Origin of the sequence: Aliiroseovarius crassostreae (genome assembly GCF_025137635.1) — a bacterium.
Lineage (GTDB): Bacteria > Pseudomonadota > Alphaproteobacteria > Rhodobacterales > Rhodobacteraceae > Aliiroseovarius > Aliiroseovarius crassostreae.
Window position 1 is genome coordinate 2,606,747 of sequence record NZ_CP080772.1, and the last position, 21,838, is coordinate 2,628,584.

The 21,838-nt window shown below is 60.6% G+C and carries 20 protein-coding genes; 12 read left to right on the plus strand and 8 right to left on the minus strand.

The window, feature by feature from the left end:
• Positions 1 to 133: 133 nt before the first annotated feature.
• A complete protein-coding gene (locus tag K3J57_RS12510; protein ID WP_259792167.1) occupies positions 134 to 1,150 on the minus strand; it encodes an asparaginase in 1,017 nt (338 codons plus the stop codon).
• A gap of 235 nt (positions 1,151 to 1,385) precedes the next feature.
• Here K3J57_RS12510 and K3J57_RS12515 point away from each other — a divergent pair, with 235 nt between their 5' ends.
• The 3 genes from K3J57_RS12515 (at position 1,386) to K3J57_RS12525 (ending at position 3,982) form a co-directional block, all read left to right on the plus strand.
• Positions 1,386 to 1,931: an invasion associated locus B family protein gene (locus K3J57_RS12515; RefSeq protein ID WP_259787065.1), complete on the plus strand. Its 546-nt coding sequence runs from the start codon at positions 1,386 to 1,388 to the stop codon at positions 1,929 to 1,931.
• Positions 1,932 to 2,203: 272 nt separating this feature from the next.
• The gene (gene rlmN / locus K3J57_RS12520; protein ID WP_259792170.1) at positions 2,204 to 3,460 is read left to right on the plus strand and encodes a dual-specificity RNA methyltransferase RlmN; all 1,257 of its coding nucleotides are present in this window, start codon (positions 2,204 to 2,206) and stop codon (positions 3,458 to 3,460) included.
• Between the two features lie 312 nt (positions 3,461 to 3,772).
• The gene (locus tag K3J57_RS12525) at positions 3,773 to 3,982 is read left to right on the plus strand and encodes a hypothetical protein (protein WP_259796147.1); all 210 of its coding nucleotides are present in this window, start codon (positions 3,773 to 3,775) and stop codon (positions 3,980 to 3,982) included.
• A gap of 193 nt (positions 3,983 to 4,175) precedes the next feature.
• On the opposite strand, the gene K3J57_RS12530 is transcribed toward K3J57_RS12525, so the two are convergent.
• Complete coding sequence (locus tag K3J57_RS12530) at positions 4,176 to 5,030, minus strand: LOG family protein (RefSeq protein ID WP_173486756.1); 855 nt, start codon at positions 5,028 to 5,030, stop codon at positions 4,176 to 4,178.
• Positions 5,031 to 5,214: 184 nt separating this feature from the next.
• On the opposite strand from K3J57_RS12530, the gene K3J57_RS12535 reads away from it, so the two are divergent.
• From K3J57_RS12535 to K3J57_RS12550, 4 genes are all read left to right on the plus strand, one after another.
• Positions 5,215 to 5,814 (plus strand): GntR family transcriptional regulator, encoded by a 600-nt coding sequence (locus K3J57_RS12535; protein ID WP_259792171.1) that lies wholly within the window; start codon positions 5,215 to 5,217, stop codon positions 5,812 to 5,814.
• An 8-nt stretch (positions 5,815 to 5,822) separates the two neighbouring features.
• The gene (locus K3J57_RS12540; protein WP_259796149.1) at positions 5,823 to 6,743 is read left to right on the plus strand and encodes a threonine/serine dehydratase; all 921 of its coding nucleotides are present in this window, start codon (positions 5,823 to 5,825) and stop codon (positions 6,741 to 6,743) included.
• A 140-nt stretch (positions 6,744 to 6,883) separates the two neighbouring features.
• Positions 6,884 to 7,711, plus strand: coding sequence for a 2,3,4,5-tetrahydropyridine-2,6-dicarboxylate N-succinyltransferase (gene dapD, locus K3J57_RS12545; protein WP_259796152.1), 828 nt, complete (start codon positions 6,884 to 6,886; stop codon positions 7,709 to 7,711).
• 17 nt (positions 7,712 to 7,728) lie between these two features.
• Entirely contained in the window at positions 7,729 to 7,980 is a 252-nt protein-coding gene (locus tag K3J57_RS12550; RefSeq protein WP_259773284.1) for a hypothetical protein, read from the plus strand.
• Between the two features lie 203 nt (positions 7,981 to 8,183).
• On the opposite strand, the gene K3J57_RS12555 is transcribed toward K3J57_RS12550, so the two are convergent.
• Complete coding sequence (locus K3J57_RS12555; protein ID WP_259796153.1) at positions 8,184 to 9,266, minus strand: transporter substrate-binding domain-containing protein; 1,083 nt, start codon at positions 9,264 to 9,266, stop codon at positions 8,184 to 8,186.
• Between the two features lie 187 nt (positions 9,267 to 9,453).
• On the opposite strand from K3J57_RS12555, the gene K3J57_RS12560 reads away from it, so the two are divergent.
• Together K3J57_RS12560 and K3J57_RS12565 are read left to right on the plus strand one after the other, a co-directional pair.
• A complete protein-coding gene (locus tag K3J57_RS12560) occupies positions 9,454 to 9,831 on the plus strand; it encodes a DUF8846 family protein (RefSeq protein ID WP_055192878.1) in 378 nt (125 codons plus the stop codon).
• Positions 9,828 to 10,472: an HAD hydrolase-like protein gene (locus K3J57_RS12565; protein ID WP_259796155.1), complete on the plus strand. Its 645-nt coding sequence runs from the start codon at positions 9,828 to 9,830 to the stop codon at positions 10,470 to 10,472. Before K3J57_RS12560 ends, K3J57_RS12565 begins: the two co-directional genes overlap by 4 nt.
• Positions 10,473 to 10,912: 440 nt before the next feature.
• Here K3J57_RS12565 and K3J57_RS12570 read toward each other — a convergent pair whose 3' ends face one another.
• The 3 genes from K3J57_RS12570 to K3J57_RS12580 form a co-directional block, all read right to left on the minus strand.
• Positions 10,913 to 11,509: a hypothetical protein gene (locus tag K3J57_RS12570; RefSeq protein ID WP_259778265.1), complete on the minus strand. Its 597-nt coding sequence runs from the start codon at positions 11,507 to 11,509 to the stop codon at positions 10,913 to 10,915.
• Between the two features lie 78 nt (positions 11,510 to 11,587).
• Positions 11,588 to 12,814 (minus strand): Hint domain-containing protein, encoded by a 1,227-nt coding sequence (locus K3J57_RS12575; protein WP_259796157.1) that lies wholly within the window; start codon positions 12,812 to 12,814, stop codon positions 11,588 to 11,590.
• Between the two features lie 11 nt (positions 12,815 to 12,825).
• Positions 12,826 to 14,412, minus strand: coding sequence for a choice-of-anchor L domain-containing protein (locus K3J57_RS12580; protein WP_259796160.1), 1,587 nt, complete (start codon positions 14,410 to 14,412; stop codon positions 12,826 to 12,828).
• A 296-nt stretch (positions 14,413 to 14,708) separates the two neighbouring features.
• Here K3J57_RS12580 and dapE point away from each other — a divergent pair, with 296 nt between their 5' ends.
• From dapE to K3J57_RS12595, 3 genes are all read left to right on the plus strand, one after another.
• A complete protein-coding gene (gene dapE, locus K3J57_RS12585; RefSeq protein ID WP_259792184.1) occupies positions 14,709 to 15,863 on the plus strand; it encodes a succinyl-diaminopimelate desuccinylase in 1,155 nt (384 codons plus the stop codon).
• A gap of 357 nt (positions 15,864 to 16,220) precedes the next feature.
• A complete protein-coding gene (gene rnr / locus K3J57_RS12590) occupies positions 16,221 to 18,470 on the plus strand; it encodes a ribonuclease R (protein ID WP_259796162.1) in 2,250 nt (749 codons plus the stop codon).
• A gap of 69 nt (positions 18,471 to 18,539) precedes the next feature.
• Complete coding sequence (locus K3J57_RS12595) at positions 18,540 to 19,682, plus strand: lytic murein transglycosylase (RefSeq protein WP_259792187.1); 1,143 nt, start codon at positions 18,540 to 18,542, stop codon at positions 19,680 to 19,682.
• A gap of 145 nt (positions 19,683 to 19,827) precedes the next feature.
• Here the strand turns inward: K3J57_RS12595 and K3J57_RS12600 are convergent, their stop codons facing one another.
• Together K3J57_RS12600 and rpe are read right to left on the minus strand one after the other, a co-directional pair.
• Entirely contained in the window at positions 19,828 to 20,772 is a 945-nt protein-coding gene (locus K3J57_RS12600) for an MBL fold metallo-hydrolase (RefSeq protein WP_259794943.1), read from the minus strand.
• A gap of 244 nt (positions 20,773 to 21,016) precedes the next feature.
• Positions 21,017 to 21,709 (minus strand): ribulose-phosphate 3-epimerase, encoded by a 693-nt coding sequence (gene rpe, locus K3J57_RS12605; RefSeq protein WP_259787067.1) that lies wholly within the window; start codon positions 21,707 to 21,709, stop codon positions 21,017 to 21,019.
• Between the last annotated feature and the right edge of the window lie 129 nt (positions 21,710 to 21,838).

Here is a 21,838-nt window from a genome sequence, read left to right on the forward strand (position 1 = left end):
CGGGGTGAGCCAACGCTCAGCGAGCGGGGGCGAGGGGCAGCGCCCCTCATCGCGACGCGAAGCGGCGCAAATCAGACATGTTTCACGAAGTGACCCTCCGAAGCCGCAGCAGCGCCCAAGCCGAAGGGGGGGCTTACCCCGCCCAAAGCTCTGCCGCCGGCCGGATCTCACCTGTGTCCTGCCCGGCAAAGTTCAGCACCCGCGGGTTCAGGCGCTTTTTCACCAGCGGGTCAGCCGGATCAGCCACGCCAAGACGGGCAAGGATTGCGGCGATGGCGCATTCGGATGCACGGGTCGCGCCATCATTGATCTTGAGGGCAACGCCGAGCCCCTGCCCCGGCAGGATGGCGATGAAAAAGGCTTCTGCCCCGGTTTTCACGGCAACCTGCCCCGGCATGGCGCGCATCAATTCGGTGCAGGCCCGCCCTTCTCCGGCAACCAGATCCGGATGCGCCATCATTGCCTCACGCAGACGCACCATGGCCGTGTCCCGCGCGGAACGCCCCTCAACCGCGCCGGCAAACGCGGCCATGGCGCGGGCCATGCCGGTCAGCGTGGTCGCATGGTTGGGCGCCGAACAGCCGTCGATGCCAAAGCCGGGGCTGTCCATGCCCGTTAGCTCTTCAAACGCCAGTTTGGCAGCCTGCTGCACCGGGTGATCATGGGCCACGTAATCCTTGAGGTCCGCCCCCATGTGGTGGGCAAGCGTCAGGAAACCCGCATGTTTGCCAGAGCAGTTATTGTGGATTTTACAGGCAGCATCCCCTGAGCAGATCAGGTCTTTCTTTGCAGCCTTGTCGCGGGGGAATTGCGGACCACAGCAGAGGTCCCCGGCCCCGAGCCCCATTTCAGCCAGCCATTTGGCCACCGGATCGGTGTGGATTGCCGCCCCTTCATGACTGGCACAGGCCAGTGCCAGATGGGATGGGCTGAGCCCCGCCGCATCCGCAGCCCCGCTTTCCACCAGAGGCAGGGCCTGAAGCATCTTGGCCGAGGAGCGCGGCAAGATCACCTCATCGGCATTCCCCCAGCTCTCCACCACGTCACCTGCGGTATTACAGATCACTGCATGTCCCAGATGTTGCGATTCCATGAACGGCCCGCGCCATATCTCGACAAGGCGGGCGGGATCTTGAGTGATTGCGGGCATGTGTCTTTCCTTTTCTGATCCTTTGCCCGTCCGGGGATGGCGGGCGCGCGCGATTTTCCGCCGCATATTACCGCTCCGGGGCTTTCACAACAGTCATTTTTCACGTTAGACTGCGCGGCGTAGGGATAGATGCGCCTGAATGTGATGGCATGGAATGGAACGCCGCCAAAGACGGCCGGGACGTTGCAGGGGCGCGAGGCAGAGACAGCTTGGAGGCTGTAAGGATATGAAACGAATGATCGCAGCAGCGCGGAGCGCCTTTGTGGCTGGCGCCGTGCTCACCACTTTCACCGCAACGGGCGCCGTGGCGCAGGAAAGCACCAACCGGGTTGCCGCCAACACCGACTGGAGCGTATTTGTCGAAGACAATCCCACCGGTTGCTGGAGCGTGTCCGCGCCCACCAAAGTGGTCAACACCCGTGACGGGCGGGCTGTGGCGGCAAAGCGCGGTGATATCCGCCTGTTTGTCAGCTATCATCCCGGCTCGAAGGTGAAGGGGCAGGTTTCCTTTGCGGGCGGTTACCCGTTTGACCGCAATAAGGCGATCACGCTGACCATCGATTCGAAAAGCTATCAGCTTTATTCCGAAGGAAGCCCGCAGAACCGCGAGACAGCCTGGGCCAATCCCAGCGAGGAAGCGCAGATCGTCGCCGCCATGAAACGCGGAGCCAAGGCGGTTGTCACGGCCTATTCCGGTCGCGGCACCCGGACCGAAGACACGTTTTCGCTGTTGGGGTTCACGGCGGCGGTGGATGAGGCTGCTAAACGCTGCGGCAACTGATCCCGGTTGTCAGCCCCCTGTTTTCCAAAGCCCCGCCCGACCGGACGGGGCTTTTCATTTCTCTGACCCTGTGTTGTGCATGGGGTGACAAGCCTTTCATGCTAGGCTATAGACTGCTGCCTTCTAAAGCATTTCAGTTTTGGCCTGACACAGTATTAAGCTGATCGGGACAATGACCGAAACGCGACAAGAGATATCAATGATGCGGGTGGTTCGGGATCAACATGTGTCTCAGGATTTTTCCGAACCGCCTTGTTACAGGATGACGCGCGATGGATCGCAAAGACCAGACCACTGATACCCAGGCCACGGATACCCAAACCACGGGCACCCAGGCCTCAGCCGGGGCCGCGGCCCCGATCACTCAGGACGTGAAAGTCGCGCCGCGTATTCTGGTGCCCGAGGTCAAGCCAAACCTCGTGGGCATGACCCGCGACGTGATGCGGGCGGCGCTGATCGAGATGGGCACGCCGGAAAAGCAGGCCAAGATGCGGGTGAACCAGATCTGGCAATGGATCTATCAATGGGGCAAACGCGATTTTGCCGAGATGACCAATCTGGCCAAAGCGTTCCGCGCCCAGCTGGCGGAGCATTTCGTGATCGAAATCCCGGAGGTGGTGTCGAAACTCGTCTCAGAGGATGGCACCCGCAAATATCTGGTGCGCATTGCCGGCGGTCATGAGGTTGAGGTGGTTTATATCCCCGAGGAAGGGCGCGGCACGCTGTGCATTTCCAGCCAGGTCGGCTGCACGCTGACCTGCTCCTTCTGCCATACCGGCACCCAGAAACTGGTGCGCAACCTGACCGCGGCTGAGATTATCGGCCAGGTGATGATGGCGCGCGATGATCTGGAAGAGTGGCCAGTGCCCGGCGCCCCCAAGGACGAAACCCGTCTTCTGTCCAATATCGTGCTGATGGGCATGGGCGAGCCTTTGTATAACTTTGAAAACGTGCGCGACGCGATGAAGATCGCCATGGACCCGGAGGGGATCCAGCTGTCGCGCCGCCGCATCACGCTGTCGACCTCGGGGATCGTGCCGGAAATCGCCCGCACCGCACAAGAGATCGGCTGTCTTTTGGCGATTTCCTTCCACGCCACCACCGATGAAACCCGCGATGTTCTGGTGCCGATCAACAAGCGCTGGAATATTGAAGAGCTTCTGGGGGCGCTGGCGGCCTATCCCAAGGCCTCGAACTCGGAACGGATCACCTTTGAATACGTGATGCTGGCAGGGGTGAATGACAGTGACGAGGACGCACATCGCCTGATCGACCATATCAAGCGCCACAATATCCCCGCCAAGATCAACCTGATTCCGTTCAACGAATGGCCGGGCAGCCCCTATAAACGGTCCTCGAACAACCGGATCCGGGCCTTTGCCAACATCATCTATCAGGCTGGCTATGCAAGCCCCATTCGCAAGACACGCGGCGATGATATCATGGCCGCCTGCGGGCAGCTGAAATCAGCCACGGAGCGCGCGCGCAAGTCGCGCAAGCAGATCGAAAAAGAAGCGGGGATATCCTGAAGCATTTCGACCGGTTCTGTGGCGAATGCGGGTCAGATGCGAGGGCGCTGCCCTCGCGCTCCCGAGGTATTTCTGGCAAGAAAAAGAGCGCGCGCCGGGGCAGAGGCCTTGGGCCAGCTATTTGAGAACAGAGCATTTGGGGGCGGGGCGTTTGAGGTCAGGCGTTCGCCGCCTGTATCCCGATTGGCGCCAATTACACCATATCACCCCGTTTGGTTCTGAATTCCTTACAATTGCCACAATTGCGAACGAATTGCGCCATCTCCCGCGCGTTCCCTGTTGTTAAGGTTAATATGGTCACGGGAGGCGGCTGTGGATCTGACCCATCGACAATTCAAGGACATGCAGACATTGATCCGCTTTCTGAAACAGGAGCGGGCGCAGGTGGCAAGCTTTGCCGATTTCCGCGCAAGGCTGCGTAATTACGGCTATTGCATTCGCTGCGACGAAGGCGAGCATTTCGTACATGCCCTTCCCACCCTTCAGAAGGTCTGCCCGGTGCCGCGAGACCTGTTCGGGTGATCTAAAACACCCGGCTGCTCAAAAGAGCCTGCCCGAAAGCGGAAACCCCCGGAATGCCGGGGGTTTTGCTGTTTCAAGGAGCCTGTGGCAGGGTGTCGCCTGGGAAAAGTTACGGTTCCACCAGTGATAAAGCGTCTCGGAATAACATGTGTTTCAGATGTATCCCGAAACGCTTTAGGGAAACCGAAAGCCTTTACCGACCCGGGATCACATCGCGCGGGGTATCGGCACAATCCCAGCAATCAATTGCGGCAATCGCCTCTTCTGCGCTGTCGACAAAACGGAACAGGTCAAGGTCTTCGGGGCTGATCGTGCCCGCATCGGACAGGGCATCCCAGTTGACGATTTTCTTCCAGAACGCGCTGCCGAACAGAAGGATCGGCACCCGGTTCATCCGGCCGGTCTGCACCAGAGTGAGCGTTTCAAACAGCTCATCCAGCGTGCCGAACCCGCCCGGGAAAACGGCAATCACCTCAGCCCGCATCAGGAAATGCATCTTGCGGATGGCGAAATAGTGAAAGTTGAAGCAGAGGTCGGGGGTCACATATTCATTGGGGGCCTGTTCATGCGGCAGCACGATATTCAGCCCGATCGACACGCCACCTGCATCTTCGGCGCCGCGGTTGCCCGCTTCCATCACGCCGGGACCACCCCCCGTGACCACCACATGTTCGCGCCCACCAGAGGCGATCGAACGCTCGGTCATCAGCCGGGCAAAGCTGCGCGCTTCGTCATAAAAGGCAGACAGATCCGCCAGGGTCTGGGTGCGGGCGCTGTCTTTGCGGGCGGGTTCGGGGATACGCGCGCCACCAAACAGAACCACGGTGCTGTCCACACCATATTCCGTCATCATCATTTCGGGCTTCAGCAGTTCCAGCTGCAACCGCACCGGGCGCAGCTCTTCGCGGCACATGAAATCCTGATCGTCATAGGCCAGACGATAGGCGGGCGCACGCGTCTGTGGCGTATCCGGTGTATGATGGGATGCCTCGCGGTCCTGACGCGAACGACGCAACGGGTGCCGGGGGGCAGAGCTTTGATCTTCCATGAAATATCCTGTTCGACAGAGGGTACTGGTCTTATGATCCGATTTTAACGCGCGCCTTGGCAGGTGACCAGTCACAGCGCGTCACCTTTCGGTGCAAACAGACGCGCATTGGCGGGGAATTTTCCTTGCCGGGCCGCACCGGTGATTTTATCTATTATCTTGCCATTAAAGGAACGGGCCCGATATGACCGCCACCATTGCCGACACGATTTACCTGGCGCTGAGCCAGCAGATCATCTCGGGCCAGCTTGAAGCCGGAGAGAAGCTGCGCCAGGACCATATCGCCAAGGCGTTTGACACCAGCCATGTGCCCGTGCGTGAGGCCCTTTTGCGGCTGGAGGCGCATGGGCTGGCGATCAGTCAGCCGCGTCGGGGGATGCGGGTGACAGCACTGGATCCCGGCGAGGTGCGCGAAGTGATCGAGATGCGGGTGGCGCTGGAAACCCTTGCCCTGTCCCACGCCATCCCGCGCCTGCTGGCGGCAGATCTGAAAGAGATTGATACGGCGCGGATCGCCTGTGATGCGGCAGAAGACATGGCCAGTTGGGAAGAGAAGAACCGCGCCTTTCACCGGGCAATCCTGACCCCCTGCGCCATGCCGCGGCTGTTATCGGCCATCGACGATCTGCACATCGCCAGCGCCCGCCACCTGTTTGCCCATTGGCGTCACCGCTGGTCCCAGCGCGCGGATATGGACCACGCGGCGATTCTGCAGGCGATGAAGAAACGGGATAGCGTGGCGGCCTGCGATATCCTCACCCGCCATCTGCGCCGCGTTAGATAGGATAACCCATGAACTGGAAAGACGAGATCACCGCCGCCCATACGCGGATCGCCCCCCATGTGCGGCGCACCCCGGTGGCGACGCTGACCCTGCCCGGCTGGGATGACCCGATCGAGATGAAGTTCGAGCAGATGCAGCATACCGGCACGTTCAAGGCGCGCGGGGCGTTCAATTCTCTTCTGTCCGGCACGGTGCCAAAAGCCGGGATCGTGGCGGCCTCCGGGGGCAATCACGGGGCGGCGGTGGCCTATGCCGCCAGCCAGCTTGGCCATAACGCAGCAGTGTTTGTGCCCCAGATGGCGGGACCGGCCAAGATCGACCTGATCCGCCGTGCGGGGGCGGATCTTCGGGTGGTGCAAGGCGCCTATGCGGACGCGCTGGAGGCTGCCCTGGCCTATGAGGCCGAAACCGGCGCGATGCAGGTCCACGCCTATGACGGCAACGGCACGGTGACCGGTCAGGGCACTGTGCTTCGGGAATGGGAAGAGCAGGGGCTGGCGGCCGATACTGTGCTGATAGCGGTGGGCGGCGGTGGGCTGATCGGCGGGTCCCTGGCGTGGACACAAGGGGGCCGCAAGATTGTCGCGGTCGAGCCGGAAACATCCTGCGCCCTGAACGCGGCCCTCGTGGCGGGCAAGCCGGTGGATGTGGATGTCTCCGGCATTGCTGCCAATGCATTGGGGGCGAAGCGGATCGGCAGCCTGTGTTTTGACCTTGCCACCCGCCACCTGCACCAAAGCGTTCTGGTCACGGACAAGGCCATTTCCGATGCGCAAAAACTTCTGTGGCAAGGGGTGCGGCAACATGTGGAACCGGCAGGGGCCACGGCGCTTGCCGCCCTTCTGTCCGGCGCCTACACACCCGCCCCGCAAGAGCGCATTGCCGTGTTGATTTGTGGGGCCAACCCGGCACCTGACCCGTTTTCCTGACATTTCCGCTGCAATTCGCCGCAATCCATAGGCAAAACAGTCGTTTTGGCAATTGAGCGCCCGCGCCCACGCCTTTATACGCAAGGGAAACTGGCGGCACCTGCCCCGGCCAGCCCACAGGAACGTGAACGGAGAGACCCATGTCGAACGCCCAACTGGAACAAGCCATCGAAGCCGCGTGGGACGCCCGCGACACCATCACCTCATCCACCGGCGGTGAAACCCGCGAAGCGATTGAGGCCACGCTGGCCGCGCTGGACAGCGGCAAACTGCGCGTGGCGGAACGTCAGGATGATGGCAACTGGCATGTGAACCAATGGGCCAAAAAGGCCGTGCTGCTGGGGTTCCGCATCAAGGACATGGAATTCCAGGATGGCGGCCCGCAGGGCGGCGGCTGGTGGGACAAGGTCGACAGCAAATTCAAGGGCTGGGGCGACCATGAATGGAAAGAAGCAGGCTTCCGCGCCGTGCCGAACTGCGTTGTGCGCAAGTCAGCCTATGTGGCACCGGGCGCGGTGCTGATGCCCAGCTTTGTGAACCTCGGCGCCTATGTGGACGAAGGCACCATGGTTGACACCTGGGTGACCGTTGGATCCTGCGCACAGATCGGCAAGAACGTGCACCTCTCGGGTGGCGTCGGCATTGGCGGCGTGCTGGAACCGATGCAGGCGGGCCCGACAATCATCGAAGACAACTGCTTCATCGGGGCGCGCTCCGAAGTGGTCGAAGGCTGCATCGTGCGCGAAGGGTCCGTTCTGGGCATGGGCGTGTTCATCGGCCAATCGACCAAGATCGTCGATCGTGAAACCGGCGAAGTGATGTATGGCGAAGTGCCCGCCGGCTCTGTTGTGGTTGCAGGCTCGATGCCCTCGAAAAACGGTGTGAACCTCTACTGCGCCGTGATCGTGAAACGCGTCGACGCAAAAACCCGTTCGAAAACCTCGATCAACGACCTGTTGCGCGACTGAAGGATCCGGACGGACCGATGATCTTTGCGACCATCGCGGAAAACACGGGGCGTGCCGGGCCACATGCGCGGCGCGCCCTTGCCATTCTGGACCTGGGCTGCGTGGCCGGTTTTGGGCTGATCTGTTTTGAACCGCTTATCTTACTGATTTACCTGTTTGGCCTCAGCACCCCCTGGGCGGCGGCGCTGGTGGGGCTTTTTGTGGCTTTGCTGACCCTTCTGGCCTGGCTCGCCCTCCGTGCCTTTCTCAAGCCGGGCAAAGCGCCCTAAAGTGTTTCGACGTTCACCTGAGGCAGGGAAAAGTCGAAGCGCCGCAAGAGATATCAATGTCATGGGCGTTTCGGAAGAAACATGTGTGTCAAGTTCATCCCGAAACGCTTTAACCCGCCCCCTTTTTCTTGCTTCAAATACCTCGGGGTGAGCCTCGAAGAGGCGCTGGGCAGCGCCCCTCCTGCCCAGCGCCCTCACTCCTGTCAGCTTGACGGACCAAAATATTTGCGCCGGAGCTGATCATATCGCCCACTTTCACGCAAAGACAGCAGCGCCCGATTGATCGGTTCGGTCAGGGCGCTGCCCGATGGCAGGGCGATGCCATAGTTTTCACGTTTGAACACCCGCGGCAGAAGACGGCCCGACTGGCTGCCATTTTCGGTAAGATACCACGCCAGAAGCGGCCCATCGAAGACAACCGCGTCAAGTTCCTGCGCTTCAAACGCCTTCAGCAACACGTTCAGATCATCGAAATCACCATGGGCAATCTCGCGCTGGTCCAGAAACAGTGCAGCCGTTGAGCCTGCCGTGGTGCCAATACGCTTGCCGTCAAGGTCCGCCAGGCTGTCGATATTGCCGGAAATCGCCGCCACGGTCATGGCCGCGGTGATCCGGGCGACAAAAATCGACACGATGAACAGGGACGAGATCACCAGAAGGACACCAAAGACGCGCCCACCGCGCGACTGCGGCACCCGTTCTTCGAACCCCCCGTTTACAACCAGGTTCAGGGCCCACCAGAAAGAGGTGAACATTGCATCTTTCAGCGGCCGGTCAAAATAGGGCTGACGGCGGCGTTCAAACAGCCACATCATCATGCCCCCGCCATACAAAAGCGCCGCGGCCGCCAGGATGGCCAATGCGATATCGCGGTTGAACAATGCGGCAAACAGGCTGCTGCCATCGCCATCTTCGGGTGGCAACATGATCTGGAGCCCCGCTTCGAAGATGGGTTGGGAAAAGTCCATAACCTCCTCACGGGCCGCCGTGATCGAGATATTGGCAACCGCGCCATCCACCTGCCCAAGCTCAACCAACCCAAGCATATCGGCAAATCGCGGGGCCAGTTTGAACTCCACGGGCCGCCCGATCTCTCTTCCGATATCTCGCATCAGCTCAACCGAAAACCCGGCAATCTGATCCCCGTCCCGATAGGCAAAAGGTGCGCGTTCCACGGTGGCGAAGACCAGTGCCGATCCAGTATTCGACTGGGCCGCCAGCGCCTGTGGAACAAGCAGCAGCACAAGGCCGATCAGCATCGGCAAATTACGGATATATGGAATCATGACGAAGGTCCCCACCTACAGTGTCGCCCGCTCTATACCCTTTGGGAACGCGGGGCTAGGGTAGGAAAACGATACCCCCGCGCCTCTTGCCTTCCTGCAACAGCGCAGGCGACATCAGAGGGCTGGACCTTTCGCAGATTTTTCGGCATGTGAAAGACAGATCCCAATCCTGCTGCAGGAGAGCATGATGACCCAGAATCCGAAAGCTGCGGCCAAGCCGAAGAAGAAACAGCAGGTCTATACGCTGCTGGTCGAAGTGGGCCGCAAGGAGGGGGACGGGTTGCCGGATGAGGCCACCGGGGGCGCGCTGGTCTGCTATGCGTCAGGTGTAGACGAAGCGGAAGCGGTGCGCGAAACGGTTGCGATCCTGAAACAGGCCGATCTGGCCCCGCTGGATGTGTCGGGCTACGGCGCGCTGGATGACCGGCTGGCGGAAGGACACGATATTCCTGCGGAAGAGCGCAAGCTGATGGGACGCGCCCTGGCTGAAAACTCGGTGGTCATCGCGCAGATGACCCCGTTTTTTGATGGCGAGCGTCTGGATGATGCAGCGGGTGAAGCATGACCCGGACCGGGGGCGCGGTTTACTGGGATCTGGACGGCACCCTGACCGACCCCAAGAAAGGCATCACTGAAAGCATCCAATATGCGCTGCGTGAGCTGGGCCTGCCCGTGCCACCTGCCGATGATCTGACATGGTGCATCGGTCCCGCCCTGTTATGGAGCTTCGAACGGCTGGGAGCGCCCGACCCAGAAGCGGCGCTGGCACATTACCGCACGGCCTATACCGGCAAAGGCATGTTCGACTGCACGGTTTACGGCGGTATTCTGGAAGCCCTGACCGAAATCGGCGCCCGTCACCAGATGCACCTCGCCACCGCAAAGCCCCATGCCTATGCAAAGAAAATCACCGCCCATTACGACATTGCACCGCATATGACGCAGGAGTTTGGCCCGGAGCTTGATGGCACCCGCAATGACAAGGGTGAATTGCTGGCCCATGCGCTGACAATCACCGGCAATGATCCGGCAAAGTCCGTGATGGTGGGCGATCGCCATTACGACCTGAAAGCGGCGCGCGACGTGGGCATGAAATTCATCGCCGTGGGCTGGGGCTATGGCGGCGCGGATGACCTGTCAGCGGCAGATGCGTTTGTCGAGGCGCCGGGGGAATTGGCGACGACGGTGCGGGATCTGATTGGCTAAAACATTTCCCGGTAGTGTTGGCTCACAACAATACCGGAAACCCCTTCAAGAGGAGGGGCGCCTTGTCGCTCCTCATGCCTAAAGCGTTTCGGGATAAACTTGACACACATGTTTCTTCCGAAACACCCACGACATTGATATCTCTTGCCGCGTTTCGGTTTTGCCCTGTGTCAGGTTAAAACCGAAACGCTTTAGAGCGCCCGACCTTAAACCTGAGGCACGAATACCCTGCCATGCTTCGCATTCTCGGGACATTCGCGCCACATGATGTTTCAGGGAATAGGCCGGACGCTTTAACAAAACTAGTTTTCTAGTTTTCTAGTTTTCTAGTTTTCTAGTTTTCTAAAGAAAACCTGCCGACCCCCGCCGACAGGCAAGCCTGTCTCAAACAAAAAGGGCAGGTCCCAAAACCTGCCCTTCGCAAAACTTTTGACCACAGATCAGTTCGGGTTGATCACCACGTCAAAACTGTCCGGCAGGTCATTCTCCGGCGCAAACAGCTTGGTCAGCGGGATCACCATCGACGCCGACTTCCCGTCTTCAGCCAGCACACCATTGGTCTCAACCACCTCCGGTCCCACCACGGTGATCGAGATCTGACGCCCGGTAAACGCCTGCATCATGCCCTCCATCATCTGCGGGTCCATCCCCTGTTCTGCCATGTCATCATTCATGCTGCCCAGATCGAAGGCCACCTTGATATGCCCGTTCTCCAGCCGCTCCAGCGCAAAGCCTTCGCCCATATCCATCGGGTTTTCGCTGTCCTCGGACACCCCTTCGTTCAGCTCGGCAATGATATTGTCGATCGTATCGCTTTCTTCGATGGTGCAGGTATAGCCACCATCCGCCAGCACCTCCCCCACACCTTCTTCACAGGGGTCTTCCCCCGAAGCGGCAATCATGCCGTAAAGCTCCGGCCCCATGCGCATCACCGCATGCATCTTGGCGTTGTCACTGTCTTCAACCGTAAAGGTCATGTCCGCATCAAAACAGGCGGCAAGCGGCATCAGGGCAAGCGCCAGCAGAAGTTTTCTCATCCGTATCTCCTTTCCCCGAACGGGGCATAAATGATTTGACGGGATGCTACGCGCGCAACCAGCACGGGTCCAGAGGGATCACGCGTAAATGGCGCTGACCAGATTGCGGGCCTCGAACTGGGACAGGGTGGGCGTGGGCATCAGCTTGTGAATTGGCACGGAGAGGGGCGGCAACCCGGACAGAACCGTGGTGCGCAGGATATCCGGCACCATCGGCCCCACAAACAGGCTTTCGGCACACAGCCCCTGCACTGACAGGCATTCATGGCTGTCCAGCAGGACCGCATGATATCGGATCAGCGGGCCGGTTTCATGCTGGCTTGCAGCGCGGAAATGATGCAGGTGCCGCGCCTGGATCATCACCGCATCCCCGCCGTAAAGATATTCCGCGTCACTCCCTGTCAGAACAAGGCGTTGATCGGGTGACAACACCAGATCCCGCGACAGGCCCATGAAAGGCGCACGCAATGTCATTGGGCGCATCAACCCCACTGCCGGAACCTGCCGACTGGCCAGATGACGGACCCGGTGCACCTCACCCGAGGTGCTGAGCACAAGATCTCCGGCCGTCAGGGTTTCCACCGCACGTGGCCCCATCGGTGTGTCGATCAGACTGCCACTGGCAAGGCCGGGCGCCAGCGCCACGGGCGCGATACCGCGCGCGATCCCAAGCATCAGGATCTTGCCCCGCTCCCCGGCCACGGCCTGCCCCCGCAGCATCCGCTCCGCATCAGAATAGGGCAGCGGCAGTGGATCGCGAAAACGGGTCTGGTGCAGGGTCTCGGCTTCAAGATGCTCAACACTCAAAACCCCCGACCGGCACGGGGCATCCCAGCTATAGGTGATGCGCAGGTCACATTCGCCGATGATCGGCGCCACATGAACCGAGGCACGGCGCAGCTCATCCCCCTGCACCATATCCACCACAACCCGGTGGTCATCCGGGTGATAGGTGATCATCATCCCGCGCAGCCATCCCTCGCGCGCGCCATAGCGCAGCACCGGGGCGGGCTGGCCGGGCCAGGGCTCCAGCCGGGCTTCGATCACGATGGTTCCGGTGGCAATCAGCCCCTGTGGGCCCGGATCAGATGAGGTCGGACAGGCAGCCGCCGGGGAAATATCCCCGCCGCCGTTGGTAAGGCCACAGCGGTTGAACCACAGCTTTCCCGCCCCCCGGACACCGATCCAGGAAACCGGCCCCGCCAGAAGCGTGCGCGATTTGGCAACAAGCCGCGCTGCGGACGGATCAGAGCGCAACGCTGTCTTTGCCCCCCGCCTGTCCTCAGCTTGCCGATGCCCTGTCATTCCATCTTTCCTTACGCCGCGTGGCCCTGCGCCGCCAGAAGCCGCGCCTCAAACGGGCGCAGGGTGCGGCGGGCGGCCGGGGAGTATCCCGCGCCGGTCAGGGGATCAAGCTCAGGGAACAGCGCGCAGATTTCTTCCACCGCGTCATGTTCAAGACTGTTTGTCGCCTGCGGGCCGGGCAGGAAACTCTCGGTGGCAAGCCCCTGTGAATAGACCACCTGATGCTGGTCGAACAGGATGTGGACATACACCACCTCCTCCCCTTCGATCCGCCGCACGGTCAGGTCATTGACCAGATCGCGCGCCGCAACCAGCACCTCGCGCTCGCCGAACAGAAGCTCGGCCAGGACATCGCGGATCAGGATCCGGTGCAGCGGTGACACAAGCAGGTGGTCGTGATCGCCAAACGTATCTGCAGCAATATGGATCGGGGCAAACTTACCCTGGGCGGGGACACGACGACAGCCGATCCAGCGCAGCGGCTGGGGGCCATTGTCATGGGTCAGCACCATGTCCCCCGGCGTCAGGGTTTCCACCGGCACCGCCCGTCCGTCTGCCAGTTCGATCAATGTGCCTGCCACGAAACAGGGCACCGCATCCACGGTAACCATCCCCACATCGCTGACCCCTGACGGGTCTCCGGTAAGGGTATATGTGAAGGAGAAGCTTTCGTCGGTGCCATCGCCCACAAGCGTCAGCGTGCCATCCGCGTTCAGCCCCACGGTCTGCCCGGTGGCCAGGGTCACCGTATCGCCGGGGGACACGGCAATTCCGTTGATATGGGTGATCGTGGCACTCAGCCCGGGCGCCACGTCATCATTTGCCATGACGTCGATCACCTTGGTCTGGTCCCCCAGCAGGCTGGCCGTATCATCAAAGGCCAGAAGCGCCGACTGTCCGCTTTTGGCGGCAATCAGAAGGTTGGAATCATAGCTGCTGTCCGACACGTCCGCGATGCCGATCTTCAGCGAGTTCACCTCGCCCGAGGTAACCGGGATCTTGACCGACATGGTGACCGTGAACCCGTCCATCTCGGTATTGAACTGGTCGCCGGTATTGTCGTTATAGAGGTTCTGGTTATCGACCTCGTTCACATTGGTCACGCTTGAGGTGCCAAACGACAGGTCGACCGGCTGGCCATCCACCCAGATCCCCACCACGTCATTGTAGATCGAGTTGATGTATTCCGGGTATTCGTCCGATGAGAATACGAACTGCAACGAGATGAAATTCGTCTCCGGGTCGGGGATGAAATCAATCTCGATAAAAGAGGCGTCATAGGTGCGCGCACCCGCCAACGCGTCAAAATCATCGTCCCGGTCAATACCGCGCCGCATATTTGACGATTGGTTGTTATCCTGGTTCGCCTGCCCCGAGGAATTGGTAAAATTCGTCGCCCGCCCCGTCGAAAGGATGACACCGCTGTCAGAGGGAGTCACACCGGGCGAGGTTTCATCCCCGCCGGAGAAAATACCCGAGCTGCGATTGTCGCCCGAATAAGACGCACCGGTCACGGTGACACCATCGCCCATGATGGTTTCCGCCATGGCCAAGGCACTTGCATTTGTGTTGATCGAAAGCTCCGACGCCGCGACCATGATCTGCCTCCTGCCCCTTTCATGAGGCAAAAGCACAGGAATCACAGGCCTTATTTCGGCCTTTTCATGGATCACTGCATATTGAGCCGCTGCACTTTTGTGCTTGTTTTTCAGCTCTTTACCCTGCCTCGGGTCATATTATTGCCCCAACTATGGCGCAGAATTGACGCTTTGTTAACCCTCACGTTGTGCTTTTCCCAAAGCTTCGCGCCAAGTGACGCATTTTCCCCACAGCGATGATCCCCCGGTTTTCCTTTGCCCCACAACGCGCTAAGGGATGGGGAAAGGAGTTCCCCATGACCGCATCCCCCACCGATCCCGTCCTCTTGACCCAACGCCTGATCCAATGCCCATCGGTCACCCCCGAAGAAGGCGGCGCATTGGCATTGCTTGAAGACATGCTGTCGGCTGCGGGATTTGCCTGCACCCGGGTGGATCGGGCCGGCACGCCGAACCTGTTTGCGCGCTGGGGGGCGAAAAACGCTCGCACACTGGGTTTCAACGGACATACGGATGTGGTGCCGGTGGGGGATGAAACCGCCTGGACAGTGGACCCGTTCGGGGGGGAAATCCGCGATGGCCTGCTATGGGGGCGCGGGGCGACCGATATGAAATCCGGCGTCGCCGCCTGGGTTGCCGCCGCCATCGACTTTGTCGCAGACGCCCCCGACAATGCTGCGCTGGTGATTACCATCACCGGGGATGAAGAAGGGGATGCCACCGACGGAACCGTCGCTCTGCTGGACTGGATGCAGGCCGAAGGCGAGGTCATGACCGACTGCATCGTCGGCGAACCCACCTGCCCGAATGAAATGGGTGAGATGATGAAGATCGGCCGAAGAGGGTCGATGACCGCGTATTTCACCGCGAAAGGTGTGCAGGGTCACGCCGCCTACCCTCACCGCGCCAAAAATCCGGTGCCCGCTCTGGCCCGGCTGATCGCAGACCTGGACGCCCATGTGCTCGATCACGGCACCGATCACTTTGATGCCTCCACCCTGGCGGTCACCACCATGGATGTGGGCAACCCGGCCACCAATGTGATCCCGGCCGAGGCCCGCGCCACGGTCAATATCCGGTTCAACGACGCCCACAGCTCTGACATGCTGAGCCAATGGCTGCACCAGGAAGCCAGCCGGATCGCTGCAGATACCGGGATCGAGATCGAACTGCAGATAAAAGTGTCGGGCGAAAGTTTTGTGACCCCCCCCGGCACCCTGTCAGACCTGGTGGCAGATGCCGTCGAAACCGAGACCGGCCGCCGCCCCGAATTCTCCACCTCGGGCGGCACCTCGGACGCACGGTTTGTCAAAAACCATTGCCCGGTGGTAGAATTCGGCCTCGTCGGCAAAACGATGCACCAGGTGGATGAGCGGGTAGAGGTGGTCCAGATCCAGCAGCTGAAAGCAATCTACAAAGCGCTGATGCACAAGTATTTCGCCACGTCTTGATCTATGTCAGCGGGCGTCCTCCGCGTCGCTCCGCCGCCGCAACCGGTGGCTCACGTTGTGAGCCTGCCAGGGGCGCTGCCCCTCGCGAGGCGAGCTCGCTCACCCCGGGATATTTTCGGCAAGAGGAAAAGAGCACCTGCCATCTTCCTCTTGCTGGAAATATCCTGGGGGAGAGCCGCAGGCTCGGGGGCAAAGCCCCAGCACGGCGCGCAGCGGCGCAGGCAGGAATGAACCGAGCGCAGCGAGGCCACGCCCAAGCCTGTCGCCCGCAAGGGCGTAAGGGCGCGGGAGCAACTCTGCCCTTGTGACGCCACGCGGGCGCTTTCTCATTACAACTCTCTGTGATAGGGGCAGGTCATGAAACAGATGCCAACCAAAGCCGAGATCCTGCAATGGATCACCGACAACCCGACCCTCACCTCGAAGCGCGACATATCCAAAGCTTTCGGGATCAAGGGAGCTGCGCGGATTGACCTCAAGCGGATCCTGAAAGAGCTGGAAGCCGAGGGGCATCTACAGAAGCGAAAGAAAACCTATCGCGAAAAGGACAAGCTGCCGCCGGTTGCCGTTTTGTTGGTGGAAGATGTGGATCGGGATGGCGATCTCTTTGCCACGCCCCTGGAGTGGCAGGGCGAAGGGGCCATGCCGCGGGTGCTGATGATCACCAAGACCTCCGAACCCGCACTTGGAAAAGGCGATCGCATTCTGGCGCGCCTGACCGAGATCGACGGAGAAGAGCACGCCTATGAAGGGCGGCTTATCCGGAAGATCGGCACCAATCCCCGCACCATTCTGGGTCTTTTCCGCGCAGGTGCCGAGGGCGGGCGGATCGTGCCTGTCGACAAGGGGGCAGACCGGGAGTGGATGGTGCCCCCGGGGTCGGACGAAGGGGCGCGCGATGGCGAACTTGTCGAAGCGCAGCAGGTTGGGCCAAAGGCACGGATGGGGCTGCCCAAGGCGCGGATCATTGCCCGGCTTGGCGATCCTTCTGCCCCCAAGGCCGTCAGCCTGATTGCCATCCACCAGCACGGCATTCCCGACCGGTTCCCGGATTCGGTGATTGAGGATGCGGACCGGCAGAAGCCTGCGGGCCTTTCGGGGCGCGAGGATCTGCGGCACCTGCCCTTGATCACCATCGACCCGCATGATGCACGCGACCATGATGACGCGGTCTATGCCCATGCGGATGACAACCCGAAAAACCCGGGCGGACATGTGGTCTGGGTCGCCATTGCCGATGTGGCGCATTACGTGACGCCGGGATCGGCGCTGGATCACGAGGCCCGCAAGCGTGGCAACTCCACCTATTTCCCGGACCGTGTTGTGCCGATGCTTCCTGACCGTCTGTCGGGCGATCTGTGTTCGCTGCATGAAGGCGTGCCGCGCGCCTGTATTGCCGTGCGCATGGTGCTGGATGCGCAAGGTCACAAGATCCGCCACAGCTTTATCCGCGGTTTGATGAAATCCGCCGCCTCGCTGAACTATGCCGAGGTGCAGGCCGCGCAGGATGGCAATCCGAACGAGAAATGTGCGCCTTTGATGGAGGAGGTGATTGCGCCGCTTTACGCCGCCTATGCCGCAACCAAACTTGCCCGTGCCGATCGCCAGCCGCTGGATCTGGATCTGCCAGAACGCAAGATCATCCTGAGTGACGAGGGCAAGGTGGAAAGCGTGCGCTTTGCCGAGCGTTTTGATGCGCACCGGCTGATTGAAGAGTTCATGATCCTTGCCAATGTGGCGGCGGCAGAGGAGCTGACCCGGCTCAAACGCCCGCTTCTGTTCCGGGTGCATGAAGAGCCCAGCCCGCAGAAGCTCGACGCCCTGCGCGAGGTGGCACAGGCCTCCGGGTTCACCTTGGCCAAGGGGCAGGTTCTGAAGACGCGTCACCTGAACAACCTGCTGGCGCAGGCCGAAGGCACCGAATTTGACGAGCTGGTGAACATGTCGACCCTGCGGTCGATGACACAAGCCTATTACCACCCTGAAAACTTTGGCCATTTTGGTCTGGCCCTGAGGAGCTACGCCCATTTCACCAGCCCGATCCGGCGTTATTCCGACCTGATTGTGCACCGCGCCCTTGTCACCGGTCATGGCTGGGGCAAAGACGGGCTGTCGCCGGTCGATATTGAACAGCTTGAAGCCACCGCAGAACATATTTCCGAAACCGAACGCCGGTCGATGCTGGCCGAGCGCGACACCAATGATCGCTACCTCGCCTCGTATCTTTCGGAACGGCTGGGCAATGAGTTTACCGGGCGAATCTCGGGGGTGCAGCGGTTTGGCGTTTTTGTGCGACTGGATGATACCGGCGCCGACGGGCTGGTTCCGGTGGCGGGCATCGGGACCGAATATTTCCGCTATGATGGCGAGGAACAGACCCTGACCGGAGAGCATTCCGGCCTCACGCTGGGGGTTGGCGGGCGCGTGACCGTGCGGCTGGCCGAAGCGGTGCCCACCACAGGCGGCGTGATGCTCGACCTCCTGACCCTGAATGGCGCCCCGCTGCCAAAGGGCGGGCGCGGGCGCCGGGGGCGTGTGGTCAAGCGCAAAGCCAATCGCGGCAAGCACAAACAGGCAAAATTAAAGCGGAAACTCACAAGAAAGTGAGGTATCTCGTTTTGACAGACCAATGATGCTGATCGCATGTTTAAGGGATCGATCTGAGAGGGATTTGCCGTGATCGACGAAAGGGACAGAAGTTTTACCTCATGGAAAGAGGAGTTCGCCCTGCGCCTGCAGGATGAACGGCTGCGCGCCCGGACCCGCAACCGGTTCCTTGAAATCGCACAATACCTGCCCGAAGTTCTGGACCGTCAGGCCAACCAGAAAGAGCTTCTGCTCTCAGTGCATGACTACCTTGAAATCACTGTTTCCGACGAACGTGTGCGCAAAGGGCGCAAGGCATTGCGCAAATACCGCCCGCTGATGGGGGAGCTTGAAGAAACCTATCGCGTCTCGGCGGATGCGGTTCTCGCGATCTGGGGCCTGGAGACAGGTTTCGGTGCCAATCGCGGGGACTATCCGGTGATCTCGGCCCTGGCCACTCTGGCCTTTGCCGGCGAACGCAGAGCGTTCTTCGCCGATGAGCTGGTTGCGGCTTTGCACATCGTTCAGGCAGGTGACATTGCGCCTGAAAAGATGCTGGGGTCCTGGGCCGGGGCCATGGGGCACGGGCAGTTCATGCCCTCAAGCTATCTGAAATATGCGGTGGATCATGACGGCGATGGGCGGCGTGACATCTGGGCGGAGGATCCGACGGATGCGCTGGCCTCGATCGCCAATTACCTGCGGGAACATGGGTGGCGCAGCGGGCAGCCCTGCGGCGAAGAAATGTATCTGCCGGACGGGTTTGACCTGTCTCTGACCGGGCGCGATCAGGTGCGCCCCGTGGCCGAATGGGCAGAGCACGGTGTGCGGTCCCCGCGCGGGTTGCAACCGGTGGATTACGGGGATGCAATGGTGCTGCTGGCGGCGGGGGCACAGGGCCCGGCCTATCTGGCCTATCACAATTTCAACGTGTTCCTGGCCTATAACAACTCGGTTCACTACGCCCTGTCCGTCGGCTGCCTGGCCCATCGGATTGACGGCAACAAGAAATTCACCCGCCCCTGGCCGGCGGGGCAGCGGGTTCTGTCTCGTGCAGATATGCGCGAGTTACAGGAGCGGCTGACCGCGCTTGGGCATGACACCCGGGGGGCCGATGGGTTGGCGGGGCCGAACACGCATCGTGCACTGCGCAGCTGGCAGGTTGCCGCGGGATATCCGGCAGATGGATTTCCCTGCGGCGAGGTGCTGGATCAGTTGCGCGCGCAGCCCTGATACGTTTGGCCTCAAGCTGCCACGGGGCAATTCACACCACTACGAGAGCTGTCAGCCGGGGGGCGGACACGCTCGCACGCAGGGTCTGACCTTAGCCCACTGTGTCCCCTTCAACCCGAAGCGCTCTGAAGCTTGGGGCGGGACCTTACTCAAACTCCATTTCAGAAAAGACCTGGCCCGCATTCTTCGTCGCCAGTTCGCCAAACGTATCGTGATGCGCATAGGCTGACTGATCCACGTAATAGGCATCTTCCAGCGTGCCGCCATTTTCCAGATGCGCGCCGATCCTGCTGCGCAGGTGTTTGAGATACCCGATTGTGTGATCTTCGACCTGCGCCATATTGGTCGGGTAGCCGTGCCCCGGAATGACATAGGTGGCGTTCAGCGGGGCGAAGCTCGTTTCCCAGGTTTCGATCCAGCAGCTTGTGCAGGTGTCTTCAAAGATCGGTGGGATCCGGTTGTGAAACGCCATGTCCCCGGCAATCATCAGCCCTTCGTCCGGGATCCAGACCTGGGTATCGCCGGGGCTGTGGGCGGGGCCAAGATGCAGCACCTCGATGGTGAACCGCCCCATGGTGATCACCTCACGATCATCAAAGGTGCGGGTTGGGCCGGTGGGATCGGTGCCTTCCGAGTTTTCCCTGGCGTAGCCCTGCATCTGCTGCAGCAACATGCCATTGTCATGTTCGAACACCTCAGCCGCGTCCACATGGGCCAGCACCTCAACCCCCTGCTCGGTCCAGTAATTATTGCCCAGCATGGCGTGGCCCTGCCCGTTTTCATTGATCACCAGCTTCACAGGCTGGTCGGTGATTTTCCGGATCTCGTCATGCAGAGCCGCGGCCAGTTTCACATTAGCACCGGCATTGATCACGATCACCCCATCCCCGGTCACGATAAAGCTGAGGTTATTGTTATGGCCGGCATTTTCGTAAGTCGGCGGCGCTGTGGCGCCGATGGCGGTCCAGACATCCGGGATCACTTCAACCGGTTTTTCATACAACACGGAGCCGGGATATTGGTCCGCAATCTCCTCATCCGCCCATATCGGAGTTGCAAGCAGCGCCAGGGTGACGGCGGCGGGGATCATTCGGGTCATGCAAGTTAGTCCTTCTCCTGTTAAGGTTTAATATAGACACATTCGCATGTATCATTCCACAGAAAACAACCACCGTTCCCCGCATAGGCTCAGACCCGGCGGCAGGAAAAAGCCGAGATGCATTAAGGGGCGCTGCCCCTCGCGGCTTTGCCGCTCACCCCGAGGTATTTTAGGCAAGAAAAAAGAGGGCCTGCCGGAAGCCCTCTTTACGGATCGGAAATTACCGCGGTGGCGCTCAGCCCAGCGCGGCCTCGGCTGCGGCCCGCAGGTCGCGAATATTCTCGCCATAGATCTCGGGCTTTGCGACCGAACCACCCTTGAAGACAGCGGACCCGGCCACCAGCACGTCAGCGCCGGCCTCAGCCACCAACGGCGCGGTTTCCGTGGTCACACCGCCATCAATCTGGATGTGAATGTCACGATCTCCGATCATCTGACGCAGCCGGCGGGTTTTCTCGACCCCGGAATGGATGAATTTCTGCCCGCCAAATCCCGGGTTCACGGTCATGATCAGCACCATATCCACGAGGTCGAGCACATGCTCGATACTCTCCAGCGGTGTTCCGGGATTGAGCGAGACCCCCGCCTGCACTCCCTGCGCCTTGATGGCCTGAAGCGTGCGATGGATATGCGGTCCGGCCTCAACATGGGCGGTGATCATGTCCGCACCCGCCTCGGCATAAGCTTCGATGTAAGGATCGACCGGCGCAATCATCAGGTGAACATCCATGAAGGTTTTCACATGCGGCCGAAACGCCTTCACCGCGGGCGGTCCAAAAGTCAGGTTCGGCACGAAATGCCCGTCCATCACATCCACATGCACCCAATCGGCGCCCTGCGCTTCAATCGCCTGAATTTCCTGCCCGAAATTGGCAAAATCCGCAGAAAGGATCGATGGGGCAATCTTGATGGAACGATCAAAAGGCATGGTGGACATGGCGGGCAGCTCCTGTTTCTCTGTTGCGCGCCTTATAGCCGGTTTCCCGCCGAGCGACAGAAAAAACCACACCTAGCGCCACCGCGCCACCGCCAGACTTTATTTTCTGGTCAAAAATAT

What these genes read in the sequence shown, in the direction of transcription:
- K3J57_RS12510 (WP_259792167.1), bottom strand. Translation starts at nt 1,150, where the DNA reads ATGCCCGCAATCACTCAAGATCCCGCCCGCCTTGTCGAGATATGGCGC.
- K3J57_RS12515 (WP_259787065.1), top strand. Translation starts at nt 1,386, where the DNA reads ATGATCGCAGCAGCGCGGAGCGCCTTTGTGGCTGGCGCCGTGCTCACC.
- rlmN (WP_259792170.1), top strand. Translation starts at nt 2,204, where the DNA reads ATGGATCGCAAAGACCAGACCACTGATACCCAGGCCACGGATACCCAA.
- K3J57_RS12530 (WP_173486756.1), bottom strand. Translation starts at nt 5,030, where the DNA reads ATGGAAGATCAAAGCTCTGCCCCCCGGCACCCGTTGCGTCGTTCGCGT.
- K3J57_RS12535 (WP_259792171.1), top strand. Translation starts at nt 5,215, where the DNA reads ATGACCGCCACCATTGCCGACACGATTTACCTGGCGCTGAGCCAGCAG.
- K3J57_RS12540 (WP_259796149.1), top strand. Translation starts at nt 5,823, where the DNA reads ATGAACTGGAAAGACGAGATCACCGCCGCCCATACGCGGATCGCCCCC.
- dapD (WP_259796152.1), top strand. Translation starts at nt 6,884, where the DNA reads ATGTCGAACGCCCAACTGGAACAAGCCATCGAAGCCGCGTGGGACGCC.
- K3J57_RS12550 (WP_259773284.1), top strand. Translation starts at nt 7,729, where the DNA reads ATGATCTTTGCGACCATCGCGGAAAACACGGGGCGTGCCGGGCCACAT.
- K3J57_RS12555 (WP_259796153.1), bottom strand. Translation starts at nt 9,266, where the DNA reads ATGATTCCATATATCCGTAATTTGCCGATGCTGATCGGCCTTGTGCTG.
- K3J57_RS12560 (WP_055192878.1), top strand. Translation starts at nt 9,454, where the DNA reads ATGACCCAGAATCCGAAAGCTGCGGCCAAGCCGAAGAAGAAACAGCAG.
- K3J57_RS12565 (WP_259796155.1), top strand. Translation starts at nt 9,828, where the DNA reads ATGACCCGGACCGGGGGCGCGGTTTACTGGGATCTGGACGGCACCCTG.
- K3J57_RS12570 (WP_259778265.1), bottom strand. Translation starts at nt 11,509, where the DNA reads ATGAGAAAACTTCTGCTGGCGCTTGCCCTGATGCCGCTTGCCGCCTGT.
- K3J57_RS12575 (WP_259796157.1), bottom strand. Translation starts at nt 12,814, where the DNA reads ATGACAGGGCATCGGCAAGCTGAGGACAGGCGGGGGGCAAAGACAGCG.
- K3J57_RS12580 (WP_259796160.1), bottom strand. Translation starts at nt 14,412, where the DNA reads ATGGTCGCGGCGTCGGAGCTTTCGATCAACACAAATGCAAGTGCCTTG.
- dapE (WP_259792184.1), top strand. Translation starts at nt 14,709, where the DNA reads ATGACCGCATCCCCCACCGATCCCGTCCTCTTGACCCAACGCCTGATC.
- rnr (WP_259796162.1), top strand. Translation starts at nt 16,221, where the DNA reads ATGAAACAGATGCCAACCAAAGCCGAGATCCTGCAATGGATCACCGAC.
- K3J57_RS12600 (WP_259794943.1), bottom strand. Translation starts at nt 20,772, where the DNA reads ATGATCCCCGCCGCCGTCACCCTGGCGCTGCTTGCAACTCCGATATGG.
- rpe (WP_259787067.1), bottom strand. Translation starts at nt 21,709, where the DNA reads ATGCCTTTTGATCGTTCCATCAAGATTGCCCCATCGATCCTTTCTGCG.